The 17,783-nt window shown below is 69.5% G+C and carries 14 protein-coding genes; 1 reads left to right on the plus strand and 13 read right to left on the minus strand.

Going from position 1 to position 17,783, the window contains the following annotated elements; all coding sequences use genetic code 11:
- Window positions 1-74: 74 nt before the first annotated feature.
- From J2847_RS22525 to J2847_RS22555, 7 genes are all read right to left on the minus strand, one after another.
- Window positions 75-1,196: an ABC transporter substrate-binding protein gene (locus J2847_RS22525; protein ID WP_209781066.1), complete on the minus strand. Its 1,122-nt coding sequence runs from the start codon at window positions 1,194-1,196 to the stop codon at window positions 75-77.
- 55 nt (window positions 1,197-1,251) lie between these two features.
- A complete protein-coding gene (locus J2847_RS22530; protein ID WP_209781067.1) occupies window positions 1,252-1,764 on the minus strand; it encodes an L-2-amino-thiazoline-4-carboxylic acid hydrolase in 513 nt (170 codons plus the stop codon).
- Window positions 1,761-3,107, minus strand: coding sequence for an NAD(P)/FAD-dependent oxidoreductase (locus J2847_RS22535; RefSeq protein WP_209781068.1), 1,347 nt, complete (start codon window positions 3,105-3,107; stop codon window positions 1,761-1,763). The genes J2847_RS22530 and J2847_RS22535 overlap by 4 nt, the downstream gene beginning before the upstream one ends.
- A gap of 169 nt (window positions 3,108-3,276) precedes the next feature.
- Window positions 3,277-4,476: a M20 aminoacylase family protein gene (locus tag J2847_RS22540; RefSeq protein WP_411800645.1), complete on the minus strand. Its 1,200-nt coding sequence runs from the start codon at window positions 4,474-4,476 to the stop codon at window positions 3,277-3,279.
- Window positions 4,477-4,582: 106 nt separating this feature from the next.
- On the minus strand, window positions 4,583-5,989 hold the full coding sequence (locus tag J2847_RS22545) for a sensor histidine kinase (protein ID WP_325169463.1): 1,407 nt from the start codon (window positions 5,987-5,989) through the stop codon (window positions 4,583-4,585).
- Between the two features lie 2 nt (window positions 5,990-5,991).
- Window positions 5,992-6,456 (minus strand): response regulator, encoded by a 465-nt coding sequence (locus tag J2847_RS22550; RefSeq protein ID WP_209781070.1) that lies wholly within the window; start codon window positions 6,454-6,456, stop codon window positions 5,992-5,994.
- Window positions 6,457-6,460: 4 nt separating this feature from the next.
- Window positions 6,461-8,824 carry an ATP-binding protein gene (locus J2847_RS22555; RefSeq protein ID WP_209781071.1) on the minus strand — a complete coding sequence of 788 codons (2,364 nt, stop codon included), beginning with the start codon at window positions 8,822-8,824 and terminating at the stop codon, window positions 6,461-6,463.
- Window positions 8,825-9,141: 317 nt separating this feature from the next.
- Between J2847_RS22555 and J2847_RS22560 the strand changes: the two genes are divergently transcribed.
- On the plus strand, window positions 9,142-9,591 hold the full coding sequence (locus J2847_RS22560) for a hypothetical protein (RefSeq protein ID WP_209781129.1): 450 nt from the start codon (window positions 9,142-9,144) through the stop codon (window positions 9,589-9,591).
- A gap of 31 nt (window positions 9,592-9,622) precedes the next feature.
- Here J2847_RS22560 and J2847_RS22565 read toward each other — a convergent pair whose 3' ends face one another.
- From J2847_RS22565 to J2847_RS22590, 6 genes are all read right to left on the minus strand, one after another.
- A complete protein-coding gene (locus J2847_RS22565) occupies window positions 9,623-10,513 on the minus strand; it encodes an SDR family oxidoreductase (protein ID WP_325169464.1) in 891 nt (296 codons plus the stop codon).
- A gap of 27 nt (window positions 10,514-10,540) precedes the next feature.
- The gene (locus J2847_RS22570) at window positions 10,541-14,074 is read right to left on the minus strand and encodes a serine/threonine-protein kinase (protein WP_209781073.1); all 3,534 of its coding nucleotides are present in this window, start codon (window positions 14,072-14,074) and stop codon (window positions 10,541-10,543) included.
- A complete protein-coding gene (locus J2847_RS22575; protein ID WP_209781074.1) occupies window positions 14,071-14,799 on the minus strand; it encodes a hypothetical protein in 729 nt (242 codons plus the stop codon). Before J2847_RS22575 ends, J2847_RS22570 begins: the two co-directional genes overlap by 4 nt.
- Before the next feature lie 62 nt (window positions 14,800-14,861).
- Window positions 14,862-16,211 carry a TfuA-like protein gene (locus J2847_RS22580; protein WP_209781075.1) on the minus strand — a complete coding sequence of 450 codons (1,350 nt, stop codon included), beginning with the start codon at window positions 16,209-16,211 and terminating at the stop codon, window positions 14,862-14,864.
- Window positions 16,208-17,443, minus strand: a complete 1,236-nt coding sequence (locus J2847_RS22585) for a YcaO-like family protein (protein WP_209781076.1) — start codon at window positions 17,441-17,443, stop codon at window positions 16,208-16,210. Before J2847_RS22585 ends, J2847_RS22580 begins: the two co-directional genes overlap by 4 nt.
- 91 nt (window positions 17,444-17,534) lie before the next feature.
- On the minus strand, window positions 17,535-17,762 hold the full coding sequence (locus J2847_RS22590; protein ID WP_085558098.1) for a hypothetical protein: 228 nt from the start codon (window positions 17,760-17,762) through the stop codon (window positions 17,535-17,537).
- Window positions 17,763-17,783: the final 21 nt, after the last annotated feature.

Here is a 17,783-nt window from a genome sequence, read left to right on the forward strand (position 1 = left end):
ATGTGAACACGCCTTCTCCCGCCACCCGCGCGAACGACCTTCGCGCGGGTGGCGGGAGAAGGAAAACAGATACCTCAGTCGGCGACCGGGACGAAGGCGCCGCCCTTGACCTCGACCTTCACCAGCTCCTTCTCGGCCTCGCGATCGGCGTTGAAGGTGGTCTTGCCGGTGACGCCGGGGAAGTCCTTGGTCTGGGCCAGCGCGTCGCGGACCTTCTCGCGGGTCGGGTTGGGCGACGCCTTCTCGACGGCCGCCAGCATGATGCGCACCGCGTCGTAGGCCTGGGCCGGGAACTGGCCGGGGACGGCGCCGCCCGAGCGGGCCTTCCACTCGTCGACGAAATGCTGGATGTGCGGTGCCGGGTCGGTCGGCAGGAAGTTGGAGGTCAGATGCACCCCCTCCGCCGCGTCGCCGGCCAGCTCGATCAGCTTGGGGCTGTAGGCCGCCGAGGTCGAGTAGACCGGCGTCTTGACGCCGAGCTGCTGGAGCTGACGCAGGAACTGGGCGCCGTCCTCGTAGAAGAAGCCGGTGTAGATGGCGTCGGGCTTCGCGCGCTCGATCTTGCTGATCAGCGAGCGGTAGTCCTTCAGGCCGCGGTTGAAGAATTCCGAGAAGGCGACGGCGCCGCCGTTGGCCTTCACCGCGTCGGAGAAGCCGCCGACCACCGATTGGCCCCAGTCGGTCTGCTCGGCGATCACCGCGATGTTCTTGAAGCCCTTGGCCGCCATCCACTTGGCGTTGTAGGGGCCTTCCTGCGCCTGGGTGGCGATGTTGCGGAACTGGTACTTGGAGATCTTGGCGTAGTCGGGGTGCGAGGCGGTCTGCGAGAGCTGCGGCAGGCCGGCCTCCTTGTAGACCTGGGCCGCCGCCATCGAGACGCCCGAGGTGAAGTCGCCGAGCACGCCGACGATCGCCTTGTCGTCGACGAACTTGCGGGCAATGTTGGTGCCTTCCTTGGCGTCGGAACGGCTGTCCTCGAAGACGATCTCGACCTTGAACGGCTTGCCGGCGGCGTTGAACTCGGCCAGCGCGATCTCGGCCGCCTTGCGGAAGTCCTGGCCGTACTGCGCGGTGTCGCCGGTCAGCGGAAGCTGGTAGCCGAGCTTGACCGTGTCGGCGGCCAGGGCGGAGCCGGCGATGGCGGTGGTCGCCAGGACGGCGGCCAGGGTGGAGAGCGTGCGGAGACGGACGGTCATGGTGGCGGCACCCTTTGTCATGGTTCGCAAAATCTCGTGATCGGCCTCAAGGGTCTCATCCGGCGGCGCCGGGCCGCACCTTCAGGCGGCAGCAGCCCTCGTCGCCCGGCTTCCAGGTCTCGCCCTTGAAGACGAAGCCGGCCGCCTCGAACAGGCCGCCGTCGATGGCGCCGGCCATGCGGCAGAGCAGCTCCAGATCGGTGTCCGAGCGGCCCTGGGCCTGCCAGGCCTCCTTCAGCGGGCAGCGGTGGAAATGGATGTCCAGCGCCTCGCCGTCGCAGCGCGTGATCTCCGGCGCGAACATATCGTCGCGGTTGGGGATGCCGTCGAGGAAGGCGTGGCACAGGCCGGTCAGGTCGCCCGGGCCGTGGCCGGCGAACTTCACGCCCATCGCCGCACCAAGGCGCCGCGTGGATTCCTGCCCGATCTCCAGCGCGACGTCGGTGCCGAAGCGCTCACGCAGCACGTCGAACATGTGGGCGTAGGACGCCGCGCGCATCGCGTAGGCGTTGCGCAGGAGGGTGGGATAATCGGGAAGCGCGCTTCCCTTTGCCTGTTCCTCGGTCATGCGATCTCTCGGGAATCGTTCCAGCGGTATTGCAGAAGCTTCAGCGGGCCGACGCGCTGGAGCAGCTCGTTGAAGGGCAGCGGCGTCGGCGGGGTGAAGGGCAGCGCCAGCTCCGCCGGGTCGCGGCCGAGCGCCGCGCGCGCCATCTCGCGCCCGAGCGCCACCGACAGGGCGACGCCGCGTCCGTTGCAGCCGGCCCAGGCGAATCCGTTCGGCCCCAGCCGGTGGACGCGCGGAAAATAGTCGGTGGTCATGGCGATGCGCCCGTTCCACACATGGTCGAAAGCGACGCCGCGCAGCGCCGGGAACATCCCGGCCAGACGCTCGCCGACGATGTGCCGCAGCCGGTCCGGCCCGTTCACGGGAATCAGCAGGGCGCCGCCGCTGACCAACCGGCCGTCGGCGGTGTGGCGCATGAAGCGCAGGTCGCCGTGGGTGTCCGACATCGCTTGCCGGCCCGGCAGGATCGCCCGGCGCACCGACTCGTCGAGCGGAGCGGTCGCCATCTGCCAGGACAGCACCGGCACGACCTCCGTCCGGATCTCCGGGAAGACGGCGGCGGCGTAGCCGTTGGTGCCGAGGATCAGCCGGTCGGCGGTCACCGCCCCCTGGGGTGTGCGGGCGACCCAGCAGTCGTTCTGGCGCTCGACCGACAGGGCCGGCGAGTTGACATGGATCGCGGCGCCGGCCGCGACGGCGCGGGCGGCGAGCCCGCGCACCAGAGCCAGCGGGTTGATGTGCCCGCCGCTGCGGTTGATCCAGCCACCGAAATAGGCGTCGGTGCCGAGCAGCGTCGAGACGGCGGCACGGTCGAGCAGCTCCACCGGCGCGCCGCGCCGGCCCCATTGCTCGACGCGGCGCTCGGCGATCCTGATGCGGCCGGGCGAATGGACCGGTTGGACCCAGCCGGTCTGCTCCGCCGCGCAGTCGATGCCGAGGCGGCGGATCAGGTCGAACAGGTCGGCGGCGCTGTCGCGGACCAGCGCCACGAAGCGTTCACCCGCCTCCCCGCCGAAACGGGCGACCATGTCGTCGGGGTCGGGGCGGGTCAGGGTCGGGATCACCTGCCCGTTGTTGCGCCCCGAGGCGCCGCGGCCGAGTTCGGACGCCTCCAGCACCACCACCCGGCGGCCGGCCTCCGCCGCGTGCAGGGCGGCCGACAGGCCGGTGAAGCCGCCGCCGATCACCAGCAGATCGGCCTGCGCGTGGTCCCGCAGAACCGGCAGCGCGGGGGCCGGCGGGGCGGTGGCCTCCCACAGGGAATCGGGCTTCCGCCAGATCCCGCCCTGCCCCGGCCGCTGGCCGCCTTCCCGGTCCGCAACATCCTGCGTCGTCTGTGACACGTCCGCCCCGCCTTCACCCGGTCCTGTGGTTTGGTTTCCGGTTGGACTATGTGACAGATTTCACACGCGTGCAATTACCAAGATTTTCTAGCGAAAATTTCCCCGTTATACGTCAGGCAAGTTGGGAATGCCGAAGGTTCACCCAGGGAACGGATCCGCCGAAAACCGGTCACGCGGCCTTCGGCATCAGGGTCTCGGCCAGCCGCACCCAATAGCTGACGCCGATCGGCAGCAGCGCGTCGTTGAAATCGTAATGCGGGCTGTGCAGGTTGCGCCCGTGGTCCGACGGCCCGGCGCCGACCCAGATGTAGCAGCCGGGGCGCTTCTGCAGCATGAAGGAGAAATCCTCCGCCCCCATGCTGGGCATCGGGTCGAGATCGACGGCGCCCTCGCCGACCACGCGGACCGCGGCACGGCGCGCCAGTTCGGTTTCCCCGGCGCTGTTGACGGTGGAGGGGTAGCGCCGCTCGTAGCGGAAATCGGCCTCCACCCCGTTGGCGCCGGCGATGGCCGACGCCAGCTCTCCCATGCGGCGCTCCACCATGTCCTGCACCTCCGGCCGGAAGGTGCGGACGGTGCCGCGCAAGACGCTGGTGGCCGGCAGCACATTCCACGTATCACCCGCGTGGAATTGCGTGACGCTGACCACCGCCGCGTCGACCGGATGGACGCTGCGGGACGGAATGGTCTGGAAGGCGGAGACGATCTGGCTGCCCGCCAGGATGGTGTCGGTGCCCAGGTGCGGCATGGCGGCGTGGGTGCCGCGCCCGGTGAGGGTCAGCTCGAAAATGTCGTAGGCCGCCATGATCGGGCCGGGCCGCAGGGCGATTCGCCCGACCTCCAGCCCCGGCCAATTGTGCATGCCGAAGACCCGCTCGACTGGGAACCGCTCGAACAGCCCCTCCTCCACCATTACCCGGCCGCCGCCCTCGTTCTCCTCGGCGGGCTGGAAGACGAAGGCGATGGAGCCCTGGAAGACCGGATTCTCCGTCAGGTAGCGCGCCGCGCCCAGCAGCATCGCCGTGTGCCCGTCATGGCCGCAGGCGTGCATCCGCCCCGGGTTGCGCGAGCTGTGGGGAAGGTTGGTTTCCTCGTGGATGTGCAGCGCGTCCATGTCGGCACGGAAGGCGACGGACGGCCCCTCGCCGTTGCGCAGCACGGCGACGACGCCGGTCTTCGCCAATCCGCGATGCACCTCCAGCCCGAAGGATTGCAGCTTCTCCGCCACGAAGTCGCTGGTCCGCTCCTCCTCGAAGGCGGTTTCCGGATGGGCGTGCAGATCCCGCCGCCATGCCGTCATCTCGGCCGTCAACCCATCCAGCCCCGGCACCGTCTCGACCATCATCCTCGTCCTCGTCCTGTCGCGCATGCGAGGGGATGATCATGCCCAAAAGCCGTGGGGACGCAAACGTCCTTCGCCGTGCCCATCCGGATGGGCCGGCCCGCGCCGCACGCATACGCGCGGCCGAACGCGCCTATTGCAGCCTGACGCGATCCGACAGGGGAATCACCAAGGCACAGCGCACGCCGGCCAAGTCGAAATCGAGGCTCACCTTGCCGTCCAGCTCGTAAGGCAAGCCCCGCTCGATCAGCCGGGAGCCGAAGCCGCGACGTGAAGGCGGCACGACGGGCGGGCCGCCGCGCTCCCGCCACACCAGTTCCAGCGCCATCCCGGCCCTCTCGACCACCGACCAGAACACCTCGACCGTTCCCCCCTGGACCGACAGCGCGCCGTACTTCGCCGCGTTGGTCGCCAGTTCGTGGAAGGCGAGATGAAGCGAGACGGCCACGCCCGTCGACAGCATCACCGGCGGGCCCTCGATCAGCACGCGGTCGGCCCCCCGATAGGGACCGAGGGTAAGGGTCAGGAGTTCGTCGAGCAGGGCACCCTGCCATTGCTGCCTGGTCAGCAGATCATGCGCCTGCGCCAGGGCGTGCAGACGCGCCTGGAAGGATTCGGTGAAGGCGGCCGGCGTCGTCACCAACCGCAACGTCTGCGAGGCGATCGATTGGACGATGGCCAGCGTGTTCTTGACCCGGTGGTTCAACTCCTCCAGCAGAAGCAGCTGGCGCTCCTCCGCCTTCTTGCGCCCGGTGACGTCGAGGGAGACGCCGGTCATGCGGACGGGCCTGCCATCCTGGTCGTAGACCGCCCGCCCGCGCACCTGGATCCAGTGCAGGCCGCCGTCGGGCCACCGGCAGCGGTATTCGACGTCGAGAGCTCCGCCGGTGTCGAGCGCACGCTGCACAGCCGCCTGCTGGTGCGGCAGATCCTCCGGCAGGATGCGGGCCGTCAGCGCGTCATAGCTGGTCAGGCAGCCACCATCCGGCAGACCGAAATTGGCGGCGCAGATATCGGAAGCCTGGAGACGGCCGGTCTCGAGGTCGAGATCCCACGCCCCCAGCCGCCCCGCCTCCAGGGCGAATCTCAGCCGCGCCTCGCTCTCGCCCAGCGCCCGGCTGGCGCTGTGCAGCCGGCTGCGGTCGCGCACCTCGATCAGCGCCCGCCGCACGACCAGCCGCAGCCGCTCCATGCGCAGCTTGACCACGTAATCCGTGGCGCCCTGCTTCAGCGCCTCGATCGCCCGCTCCTCCCCCAAGACGCCGGAGACGAAGATGAACGGCACCTCCGGCCGCTGGGCGCAGGCCATGGCCAGGGCCTGCATGCCGTCGAAATCGGGCAGGGCGAAGTCGGACAGGATCAGGTCGAACGGCCCGCCCCCGTCCAGGGCGTCGACATAGGCCTGCCGGCCGGTGACATGCTCGACGTCGAAGGCGAAACCGTCGATGTGGGCGAGATGCTCGTGAATCAGGTCGGCATCGATGGCGCTGTCTTCGAGCAGAAGCACCCGGCAGCGCGCGATACCCGAAGTGTCCGTCACGTTCATTCCCTGGAACCGCCTCGGCGATGGCTGCCCGGAGGGGGCTCGTTGAGGATCGCCCAGAAACTGCCGAGATCGTGGATGGCGTCGAAGAAATCCCGGAAACCGACCGGCTTGACCACGAAGGCGTTCACGCCGAGATGATAGCTGCGCACCAGATCCTGCTCCTCCTTCGAGGAGGTCAGCATGACGACCGGAATCGCGCGGGTCGTCTCGTCGGACTTGATCCGCCGCAACACCTCGATGCCGTCGACCTTCGGCAACTTGATGTCGAGGATGATGACCGCCGGGCGCTTCGCGCTGGGCGGCGGCGGCGTGCCGTTGAGGAACAGGTAGTCCAGCGCCTCGGCACCGTCGCGGGCCACCACGATGTCGTTGGCGAGCTGGGCCTCGGCAAAGGCTTCCAGCGTCAGCTCGAGGTCCTTCGGGTTGTCCTCGACCAGCAGGATGGGCTTCAGATCGGCCATGGGGTCACCTCGGGGGCACGCTGGTCGGGATCGGAGACGGAGGTTGTATGGCCGGCCGGCCGGGCGAGCGCGGAAACGAAATGTGGAAGGTGGCGCCCCGGCCGGGTTCACCCTCCGCCCAGGCGCGGCCGCCATGACGCTCGACGATCCGCCGGACATTGGCGAGGCCGATGCCGATGCCCTCGAAATCCTCCTCGCGGTGAAGGCGCTGGAAGACGCCGAACAGCTTGTGCACATAGGCCATGTCGAAGCCGCTGCCATTGTCCCGCACAAAGAACTCGAAGGCGTCCGGGGTCGTCCGGCATCCCACCGCGATGGCGGCGTCCGCGCGGTTCCGGGTGTATTTGATCGCGTTGGACAGCAGATTCTGGAACGCCAGCCGGATCGTCGTCGGGTCGCCCTGGATCTCGGGAAGCGCCTCCACCGACCAGCGGATGTCGCGCCCGCCCGCTTCGGTCGTCAGCAGGCGCCGGACCTCGGCGACCAGCTCGTTCATGTCGATGGCGACGTGGGTCAGCGACGCACGGCCGAGATGGGAGAATTGCAGCAGGCCGTCGACGAGCTGGCCGGCGGAGGCCGCCGCCTCGATGATGGTGTCGAGATAATGCAGCTCCCGCCCGTCGAGCTTTTCCGACGCGCGGGCGCGCAGCAGTTCGGCGTAGCTGGTCACATGGCGGAACGGCGCGCGCAGATCGTGCGACACCGAGTAGGAGAAGGCCGTCAGCTCGCTGTTGCTGCGCTGGAGTTCGACGATCAGGGCCGCCATCTCCTCCGCCTTGCGCAGCACGATGCCGACGATGGCGTTGCGGAAATCGCGGACCGTCTCGATCTCGCTGGGGCGCCAGGGAACGGCTTGCCAACGCACGGTTTCCTTCCAGGTCTCGAAGGACGTCCGCGGCGACAGCGGGGTGCCGGGGACCGCCGACGGCTTGTTGGGATCACCGCCCCACCGGACCGTGCGGACCAGCTCGGGCCGGAACCAGAGCACGTAGCTCGGGTGCAGTTGGGAGATGGAGATCGCCAGCACGCCGCTGGCCGTGTCGATGCAGTCCCCCGCGTCGGGCATGAGGGTGGAGAGCGCGTGGGTGGCGAAGACCTCCTCATGGCCGTGCTCGCCGAGATGGCCCGCGATGCGGCGCACGGTGTCCTCGGACGGCGTGCGGCCGACCCGATGGCAGCGCCCCTCGAACAGGATGGCGGCGCCCTGCGCGTCGGCCAGCCTCAGGAAATCGTCGGGCGCCCCGATCAGGCCGGCGACGAAATTCTCCGACGCGGCCATATGGGCGAGCAGCCGCGTCTCGACGCGTTTCAGCGCGACCCGATGCTCCGCCTCGCCGCTGCGGTCGAGCGCCGTCATCTGGATCGACAGCACCTGGCCGATCAGGTCGCAGGCCGTCCGCACGGAAAAGGGGGTCGGACGGGGAACCGCATGGTGGCAGGAGATCAGCCCCCACAGCCGGTCGCCGGACAGAACCGAGATCGACATGGAGGTGGCCGTGCCCATGTTCCGCATGTAGGCGAGATGGACGGGCGACACGCTGCGCAGCACCGAAAAGCTGAGATCCAGCGCCTCGCCCCCGTCTCCACCCGCCCGACCACCGCCGCCGCCGCCGCCGCCGGGCGACAGGATCGGCACCGGCTGGTAGGAAGCGTCCACGATCAGCCGCAGCCGGTTCAGCGTGTAGAGCCGGCGCGCCTGCTCGGGAATGTCGGAGGCCGGGAAGCGCAGGTCGAGGTAGGCGGGCAGAGTCTCGTTGCGATCCTCGGCGATGACGGTCCCGTTCCACTGCTCGTCGAAACGGTAGACGAGCACCCGGTCGAAACCGGTCAGCGCCCGCACCTCCACGGCCGTCCGCGTCATCAGTTCGTCCAGGGTCGCGGCGGCCTGCAACCCCTGGATGCTCGCGCGCAGGTGGGGGTAGAGGCTTTCCAGGCTGCGCACGCCTTCGGTCGGCACGGCCTCCAGTTCGAGGATGATGACATCGCCCGACCGGTGCGCGATCGTCTGGAACTGCCCCACCCGGCATTGCAGGACGCCGAGCTGAACCGGCTCGCGCAGCGGCACCTGCGCCAGCCCCCGGCACAGCTCGGCACCGGCCTCCCCGGGAAAGAGCCGGTCTGCCGGTTGGCCGAAAGCCTTCTCCAGCGCGCTGCCAAGGAGATCGCCGACATGGGCGCTGGCCTGGAGCAGGCGCAGGTCCGCTCCCCCGAACACCAGGAGATGCCCGTGCGGCTGAATGCTGCCGGGCCTGTGGATCGGCTCCCGCGCGCAGGAATCGGTGTCGCCGATGTCCTCAAGGATCCGCTGGGCGGGCGTCGCCGCCGAAATGGCGGTCTTCGTTGAAGGCTGAACGCCGTTGCCAACCATGAAAGCCGTGAACCGTTGAATCAATGCCGGACGGAAGCCGTTCCGAGACTAATGGAAGAGATTGGTGGTTACAAAATCAATTCAAGCTCCCTGGAGACGGCTTAACATATGTTAAGCGCATCACGAAATCTATAACTTTGGTCGTATGGGCGGGATGTCCTTGGAAAATTTCCATGTTTCGGAAATTTTCAACCACGAACGGCGCAGGTATTGCGCGATGTCTTGTGAAGGCTTTACAAGGTCCGGCGCCACGCCCTGGCTCCGCTTCGACACAAGCCGTAGCCAAAGGCGGGCGGACGCGGCATGATCCCGACGCCATGGAGTCATCACCGCCGCCCCCGCACCTGAAACTTGCCGTCGACAACGGCGCGGCCACCGCCCCGCCGGGTGGAGCGGCTGCCCGGAACGGCTTCGCGCGCCCGATTCCCGAGGATTACGGACTGACCGCGGCGGATCTGCGCATCTGGTACGCGCCCGGCCGCGTCGGACTGATCCTGGCCCTGCTGGTGGCGGGCGGCACCGCCCTCATGCAGATGCTCGCCAATCTGCGCTACACGCCGCCATCGATCCTGGACTGGATCCTGACGGCGCTGTCGGGCCTGCTCCACGGAGCGTTCATCGGCGGCCTTGCCGGCCTCGGGGCGATGGTCCTGGTGCATTGGGTGGACCCGCTCATCGCCCGAAGCTGGCCGGTCTACGGACGGCTGCGCCGCTACCGCGAAGCGCTGGCGCAGGCGCGGCGGGCCGGCGGGGATCAGGCCGCCTGACCGCCGCTCCGCAAACGGGAAGAGCCGCGCGTCACACCAGACCGCGCAAATGGTCGCTCAAGGGACTCGGCCGGAAACCGAGCACCCGCTCCGCCTCCGTGCTGTCGATGGCGCAGCCATGACGGGCGCACGCCAGCATGAGGGCCGCGAAGGACCGCAGAAGCGAATCCTCGCCGGACAGCATGGCGTGCAAATTCTCCAGCGGAACGACGTCCCGCTCCAGGCGCGTCCCGCTCAGCGCCTCCATCCGGTCGATCACCTCGGCGAGCGACAGGGATTCCGGTCCGCCAAGCTCGAAGGTCCGGCCGAGCGCTTGCGGGTTGTCCAGGGTGGCGACCGCCGCCGCCGCGACGTCCGCGACCGCCACCCAACGGATCGGCCCAAGTCCTTCGCCGAAGACTCTGGCGCGCCCCTGGGCCGGATCGAAGCCCAGCGCCGGGCCAAGCCAGACCTCCCGGAAATGGGTCGGGTGCAGGATGGTCCAGGGAAGCCCGCTGGACCGGATCCTGTCCTCGACCGCCCGCTTGGCGTCCTGCAATGGAAAGCCGGCGGGATCCGGCGGAAAGGACACATAGACGAGATGGCCGACGCCCGCGTCCCGCGCCGCCGCCACCAGGGCGGTCTGTCCCTGGAGATCGACCGAATCGATGCTGTCGCCGTCGGCGCGCGACAGGGTCGACGAGGCGGTCGACAGCACGGCGCCGACGTCCCGGCAGGCGTTCCGCAGCGACGCCGGATCCTTGAGATCGCCCACGACGGTTTCGACCCCGGCCTCGACCAGAGCGGCCAGCTTGGCCGGGTCGCTGGTTTCGCGCACCAGCGCACGGACCGGACGCCCCTTCTCCCGCAGCAACCGGCAAATGGCGCCACCGAGTATCCCTGTCGCTCCGACAACCAGATCCATGACCGTTCCACTTTTCATTGGGCGCCCCCGGCGACGGAGGCGCCTTTAGATATACCCCAGTTCCTCGGCGGCGCTCAGGGCCTGCTCCAGTCCGGCTGCCAGCTCGGCAGCGTCCCCGGCCTCGCCGCCTGCCACGATCCGTCCCAGCCCGAGATGGATCGGGTCGGGCAGATGCAGTTGCGGGGGGTTGAACATCAGGCCGGCAAGCGCAGCCACCTGCGGGTTGCCGGCGTCGCCGCGAAGCAGGGCAAGCTCGGTCAGGGCCGCGCTCCACTGGAACGGGTAGGTGAAGGGAAGCGCCTTCCAGATGTCGAGCGCCCGCTGATTCTCCTCACGCGCTCTCGCGACATCCCCGTCCTTGGCGGCGCACCAGCCCAGACAGGCGTGGGCCAGACCACGGTAATCGTCCATCTTGCGTGCGGCGGCGACGCCGACCAGGCTGGTGGCGATGGTTCGGGTCTCGTCCGCCCGACCCTGCCGCCGGTGCACCATGGCGAGGTAGGCGAGCGCCCGCGTCTCGCCGGCAGCCTCGCCGATCCGCCGGCAGCCCTGCACCGCCTCGAACAGCTCGGATTCCGCCGCCTCCAGCTTTCCGGCGAACAGCAGGGTGAAGCCCAGGGTGAAGCGGGCGAAGCCGATGTCGGCGAGGTTCCCGGATTCGATGGCGGCGTCGCGCATCCGCCACCCGTTGTCCAGCGTGTCGTCGCTGACGCGGAAACGGAACTGCCGGTGGTTGCGCAGCACCACCGACATGAAATAGTGATAGCGGTGCGCCGGCGTGCCGACCTGTTCGAGAAGCGGCCGGACCGCCTCCAGCTCGGCGTTGATCTCGGCGACCCACACCAGCCAGTAGAAGACCCAGACGCGGTTCAGCTTGATCTGAATCCACTCGTGCTTCCAGGCGAGCGGAACCTCGTCGCCCTCGACCGACGGCAGGCTGCCGGCGGCCTGGTCGTAGGCGGCCAGGGCCTGTTGGTGGTCGTGCTCGATCTCCCAGGTCTTGCCGGTCTTGCGCCACAGCCGCGCCTGGGTCAGCGGATCGCCATCGCCCCCCGACAGCGCGGCCCGCGCGGCGTCGAAGGCGTCGCGCGCCGGCTGATGCGCGTTCTTCAGGGCCTGACAGTCGCCCAACCCCTCGTTCAGGGCGATCTCCGCCTCGCGCCACTCCCCGCCGGCCGGATCCGGAAGGCGCCGCAGCTCGCGCAGGGCGGCGGCGAACAGACGGATGGCGTCCTCCAGCGCGTGCAGCCGCTGCGCGGCCTCCGCCGCGTGGCGCAGGTGGGGGACGGCCCGCTCGGGCACGCCGCCGGCCGCCCAGTGCCGGCCGAGCGCGGCCCGCTGGGCCTCGCGCTCCGGGCCGTCGGGGTAGGTGACCTCCAGGACCTCGGCGATCCGGCGATGCAGACCGCCGCGCGCCTCGCCGTCGAGCTGGAGTTCGGCGATCTCGTGGATCTTGTCGTGGACGAAATGGAAATTCTCGTTCCCGTCCGCTTCGACGATCTGGTGGCGGACCAGAGCGTCGACGATGTCCAGCATGCCGGTTTCGGACTGGGCCTCCACCCGCCGCAGCACCTTGAGGTCGAGGACGCGCCCCATCAGGGCCGCCGCGTCGACCACCCGCCGGAGCGGCGCCGACAGGCGTGTCAGGCGCAGTTCGATCAGCTGGTGCAGGGAAACCGGCAGCGGCAGCGCCTCGAAGGCGGTGCGGTCGAGCAGCGACTGCGCCGGCAGCGACCAGCGGCCGGCTGCGTCCCGCCGCAGCACCCGTTCGGCGATGGCGCTGCGCAGATACTCGGCGATGAAGAACGGGTTGCCGTTGCTGCGCTCGGTGAGGAAACCGATGAAGGTCCCCGGCAGGCTGCTCATCGCCAGCATGCCACCGACCATCTCCCGCACCTCCGCCGCGCTCATGCGGAACAGGGTGCAGCCGATGGTGTGCGGCGCCGCGAACAGCTCGTCGAGGGACTGCGTCCGCTCCTCGGACCGGAAGGTGCCGAGCAGCAGCAGCGGCATGGCCGGCAACAGCCCGTCGTTCAGGTGACGGATGAAACCGAGGGTGAGGTCGTCGGCCCATTGCAGATCGTCCAGGACCAGCATGACCGGACGGTCCTGGCAATAGGCGGACAGCGTCCTGGCGAAGGCGGTGAACAGGCGCTGACGCGCCGCGAGGCTGGGCAGCAGCGGGGCGGTCCGTTGCGCCATGCCGGGCAGGGCGCGGATGGACGGGAAATAGTCGGCCAGCACCGGCCCATGATCGCCGAGCAGCCGCGCCTGGAGGTCGGCGCCCCCCTCGACGCAGCGGTCGGCCAGCAGATCCATCAGCGGACGGAAGACGTGCAGCGGCGCGCCCTGGGCGTAGCGGCCCTCCTCCCCCTCGGCGACCGTGGGCGAGCAGCTTCCGCTCACCACCTCGAGCCCGGCGCGGCGGGCCAGCAGGCCGGCCTCCATGGCCAGACGGGTCTTGCCCGCCCCGCTTTCGCCGGCGATCAGGACCAGCCGCCCCTCCCCGGCCGCCCCCCGCCGGATCTGCACGTCGAGCGAGGCCAGGAGGTCCTGCCGGCCGACGAAGCCGGAGCGGTAGAGGTAGGGCTTGGCCGCCGGCAGCGCGGAGGTCCAGGCCAGGACGGGAAGGGCGAGGTCGCCCAGCGTTCCGGCGACGATCTCCGCGTAGCCGACGCGCTCGTTCGGCTCCTTGGCCAGCAGGCCGACGATCAGGCCGTTGAGGGTCGGCGAAACATCGGCGGCGATGGCCGCGGGGGGCACGACCACATGGCTCAGATGGCTTTTGATGACGGAGCGGTAGGCGCCGGAAAAGGGGGTGCGGCCGGTGACGAGCTGGTAGAGGATGCAGCCGACGGAATAGAGGTCGCTGCGGGCGTCCAGAATCTCACCGCGCCCCTGCTCGGGCGACATGTAGGCCGGCGAGCCGCTGATGCTGTGCTGGGGCGACGAGATGTGCTCGCGCCCGACGGCGCCGCGGGCGTCCTCGACCAGCCCGAAATCCGCCAGCAGCGGCAGGCCGTTCTCGCGGATCAGGATGTTGTCGGGCTTGAGGTCGCGGTGGACGATCCCCTCGCCGTGCACGAAGGCCAGGCTGTCGCAGACCCGCTGCATGATGGCCAGCGCCTTGGCCAGTTCCCCGTCACGCAGCCCCTGCCCGGCCGTTCCGGCCGACGGATCGGCCTGTGGGGACTCGGCCTGACCGTAGGCCGTTCCGATCATCGTGATCGCCGTCGGGGAATCCGCCGAGCTTGCCGACGGATCCCGGGTCACGACGCTGCGGTCGGCGTTGACCAGGCTGCGGAAGGTCGGCCCGCTCAGCCGCTCCATCGCGTACCAGGGCTGGCCGTTCTCCACGCCCGAATCGAGAATGCGGATCACGCCCGGATGGTCGAGGCGGGCCAGGGCGCGGATCTCGCGCCGGATCTGGCCGAAGCGCGCCGCGTCCAGCCCGTCGACCGTCTTGATCGCGACGGGCGTGCCGTCGCGGTCGTGATGGCCCGCATAGACCACGCCCATCGCGCCCTGACCGAGCACGCCGGTGACTCGGTAGCCGCCGAAGCTGTGAGGCAGGCTCATGACTGGGAGGTGGAGGGCTGGGTGCCGTAAGTGACGGGCTCCCACTGCATCCACTGCGGGTTGGTCGCGACCGCCGTGTTGAGGGCACCCTTGACGGCCGGCTGCTCACCCAGCCACGCCACGGCGTCCGCCGGCTCCGGCCAATGCTGCGACGTCGACCAGATCTGGACGTAGCGCCGCAGCAGGCCGGTCTGGGAATAGTAGGCGTTGGCCAGCGTCCAGCCATACTGCGCCGTGATCGGGCTCTTGGGGTCGGTGGAGCAGGCCGCCATGAAATTGTCGAACGCCTGAAGGGCCGCCGGGTCGGCCACGACGTCGAACGTCACTTGCAGGTAGAAGGTCGCCTTGGCCGTCTCGGAGGCCGCGGCGGCGCCCGACGGGTTGTAGCTCAGGGCCTGGAAGAAGTCCTGGGTCTCCGCCAGCACCATCGCGTCGAGATGCTGGTAGATCGGGTTGTCGTCGAACAACTCCATCAGATAAGGCAGGGAGTTGTAGTCGCTCACCCGCCAGACGTGCAGGTAATGCTTGTTGGCGTCGGGGTCGGGGGGATTGGCCTGATCACGCTGCGCCGACCGCTTGGCGGTCAGCACCGGCTGCCAGCCCGGCCAGGGCGTCTGGGTGAAGGTCGGCAGCAACTCCCGCATGTACTCCTCGAAAGTCTGGCACATATGGTCGTTGTCGGGAACGCTCAGGGACACTTGAAGATACCGAACGGGCAACACCATCGCCGACCTCCCTCAATTCTTGAAAAAGGATAGAAGCGTTTGATTCACATGCAAAGGAAATTTTATTCCACATTCTGGCGGCGGAACAGATAGTCGCGCGCCAGGGCCTGCAACAGGGTGAAGCGGTCCGACAGCCCCAGCGCCAGGCAGTAGGCGTCGAGATCCTCGGGGACCGTGTCGCCCCGCCGTTCGACGAAATGCCAGCGCAGCAGCGCCTCCTCGCCCAGGCCGGTCGCCTCCAGACCGGCGGCCTGGAGATCGTTGTCCACCAGCCAGCGATGCTTGCTCTCGGCCCGCTCGAACAGGCGCCCGAAGCTGCCGGCGACCCGCAGGGCATCGGGAAGCTGCGCCAGCATCTCGCCCTGGAACAGGGTCTCGACCTGGGCGATCCGGGTTTCCTGGCCAATCAGACGGGTCAGCCCGTCGGGATCGAGCCCCTGCTCCTTCAGCCAGCCCGCGATGTCCTCCGGCGAGCGCAGGCCGCGGCGCAGGAAGAAGGCGTGCAGCGCCTCGCGGAACACCGCCCGGTCGACCGGCGGCGTCCCGCCCCGCTCGGCCTCCCGCAGGGCCAGGGCGCGCGACAGAGCCAAGGCCATGGTTTCGCGGTAGCCGTTTCCCTCCAGCCGGACCTCCTCCAGCAGGATTTCGGGAGGAAGCGCCGCCGGCATGGCGGCGGCGACCTGATGGCCGAGGCGGCGCGACACCTGCTCCCAGGCGTCGGTCGGCTCGAATCGGTAAGTGACGCGCCGGGGTTCGAACGGCTTCCGGAGCAGGTCGGCGATGGCGCGCAGCATGGCCTGGGCATCCAGGCGCTTCTGGTCCACCCGGCCGGCCGGCAGCCAGTCCTGGAACGCGGCGCGCTCGGCCTGCGGAAGATCGTCGGCGGCCACCGACTCGAGGAGGGCGGGATAGCTGCGCTCCGGGTAGTAAAGCTCCTTGGCCCGGCGCAGGAGCGCGTCCCGCGCGCGCGGGGCGAGGACGCCCTGCTCCGCCGCCCGCTCCAGGGTGGCGCGGATGTTGACCATCGCCTCCGAGGTCGCCGGGTAGCCGAGCTCGGCCGGCCCGTGGACGATGGTCACCTCGTCGTCGTCGTCCAGCCGGCCGTCCCGGAAGGCCTCGAACACCGCCCCGACTCCGACCATGCCGAAGGGGAACAGCTCCGCCGCCCGCAGGGCCCCCATGCTGGAGGCGCCGAACACATGGACCCCACGGCTCATCGCCCACAGGATCTCCTTGTGCCAGACGGCGGGGACACGCTCGAAATAGCCGTCGATCAGTCCGATGACGCGGGCGCCCTGGAGGACGGCGCGGTGGACGTCGCCTTGGGACACCGGCGGGCGGTAGTCGGCCGGCAGGATCGCCCTGGCCTCGGCCAGCGGCAGGCTGGGACCGACGAAGATGATCACGCTCACGGCTGGGTTCCCCGTTCCGATCCGCCGGGTTCCAATCCACGGGCCAGGGCGGCGGCGCGCGGACCGGGGATGTAGCCCGGCGCGTCGTGCAACCCCTCCAGTCCCGGCACGACGACCCGCGTCACGGCGATTCCGGGCACGCGGGACTCGAAATCCACCACCGCGACCTGCCCGATGCCGACCGCGCGCAGGCGGTCGAGCTCCCAGGCCACATCCTCGTCTAGGCTGCCGGAGGCGTGGTCGGCCACATCCTCCCAGCGGCGGGCCGGAGGCGTGGCGGGGGCTTCGATCTGCCGGCGGATGTGGGTCACCCGGTCGGCGTTGCGCGCCTCCTCGAACATGTCGCGGTGGGCGTCGTCGCGCGTGCCGGCGATGTAGGTCAGGCGGGTCTGGGCAGCCTCGGTCAGGGCGCGCAGCAGAGCGACCTCGCGGGTCGGGTGACAGCCGCTGCCGCGGCTGGAATAGACCTGCCCGATCGGCGAGCTCCGTCGGTCGGCGATGACGCATTGGAAGGCCGGCAGGCCGATGTCGCTGGTGATGTCCCACACCCCCACCGCCTGGTCCGCCGCGTGCAGGCGGTCGAGCAGGGCGCGGCAGGACGGCGCGTCGACGCTGGCCGTGTCCAGGCGCCCCACCGCATCGGCGGTCGCGCCGCGCAAGGTCCACAAGGCCAGGCAGTCGCGCTCCACGACCTCGCACAGCCCGTGGCTGATCGCCTCCAGGCGGTGGTTGCCCGAGGACAGGCCGTTGGAGCTCATCATGAAATTGCCGCTGCCCGCGGGAAGCGGCCGGGTGAAGTTGGTGTGGACCAGTTCGAAGGGGACCCACAGGGGGGCGTCGCCCCGCATCAGGTCGCGGCCTTCGCACCACAGGATCGGCTTGTGAGCGTGGAACCCGCTGACCGACAGCCGCGGCAGTCCGGACACGTCGACGACCGCGATCCCGCCCCCGGCGGCGCGTTCGCTCAGCTCGGCGAGGCTGGCCAGCCGGAGCGGCATGTCCGGATGCTCGGCGTGCCAGGACTCGATCGCCTCCATCAGGCCGGACACCCTGGCGGCCGTCAGATCGACGCCCTTGCCCTGGGACACCGCGACGGAACGGGCGTTCGGCCGGTAGACCGCCACCACCGGCAGCCCGATCCGGTCGAGGCCCGTGATGTTGGCGACCCGGGTGATCCCCATGGCCGGCAGATGCGGACGGATGATCTCCAGCGTCTCGGCGGGAGAGCGCAACCGATGGGTTCCCGCGAGGAAACCCTTCGGCGCAGAAATGGACGGGGACGTCCTCGGAACGCCCCCGTCCATCGAACCATCGGTCACTGGACTATTCGTCGGAACGAATGGAGTTCAGATCGATCAGGTAGCAGGCGGCGCCGATGCCGGTGCCGCTCTGCGGGATCGAGGCCAGGATGGAGCCGCTCTTCAGAAGCTGCATCACGTCGGCCTTCAGCTCGTCGGGAACCTCGTTCTTCTGCCAATCCGCCTCGGCGACGAAATACACCTTGTCGCCCCAGCCGATCGCGATGCCATGCTCATATGCGTTGTCGCTCATGAACTCCCCCCCCAATGCTCG

The organism is Azospirillum agricola (assembly GCF_017876095.1).
Classification (GTDB): Bacteria; Pseudomonadota; Alphaproteobacteria; order Azospirillales; family Azospirillaceae; genus Azospirillum; species Azospirillum agricola.

Coding starts and splice junctions, on each gene's coding strand:
- J2847_RS22525 (WP_209781066.1), bottom strand. CDS start 1,196: ATGACCGTCCGTCTCCGCACGCTCTCCACCCTGGCCGCCGTCCTGGCG.
- J2847_RS22560 (WP_209781129.1), top strand. CDS start 9,142: ATGGAGTCATCACCGCCGCCCCCGCACCTGAAACTTGCCGTCGACAAC.
- J2847_RS22540 (WP_411800645.1), bottom strand. CDS start 4,476: ATGCGCGACAGGACGAGGACGAGGATGATGGTCGAGACGGTGCCGGGG.
- J2847_RS22590 (WP_085558098.1), bottom strand. CDS start 17,762: ATGAGCGACAACGCATATGAGCATGGCATCGCGATCGGCTGGGGCGAC.
- J2847_RS22565 (WP_325169464.1), bottom strand. CDS start 10,513: ATGAAAAGTGGAACGGTCATGGATCTGGTTGTCGGAGCGACAGGGATA.
- J2847_RS22555 (WP_209781071.1), bottom strand. CDS start 8,824: ATGGTTGGCAACGGCGTTCAGCCTTCAACGAAGACCGCCATTTCGGCG.
- J2847_RS22570 (WP_209781073.1), bottom strand. CDS start 14,074: ATGAGCCTGCCTCACAGCTTCGGCGGCTACCGAGTCACCGGCGTGCTC.
- J2847_RS22550 (WP_209781070.1), bottom strand. CDS start 6,456: ATGGCCGATCTGAAGCCCATCCTGCTGGTCGAGGACAACCCGAAGGAC.
- J2847_RS22575 (WP_209781074.1), bottom strand. CDS start 14,799: ATGGTGTTGCCCGTTCGGTATCTTCAAGTGTCCCTGAGCGTTCCCGAC.
- J2847_RS22530 (WP_209781067.1), bottom strand. CDS start 1,764: ATGACCGAGGAACAGGCAAAGGGAAGCGCGCTTCCCGATTATCCCACC.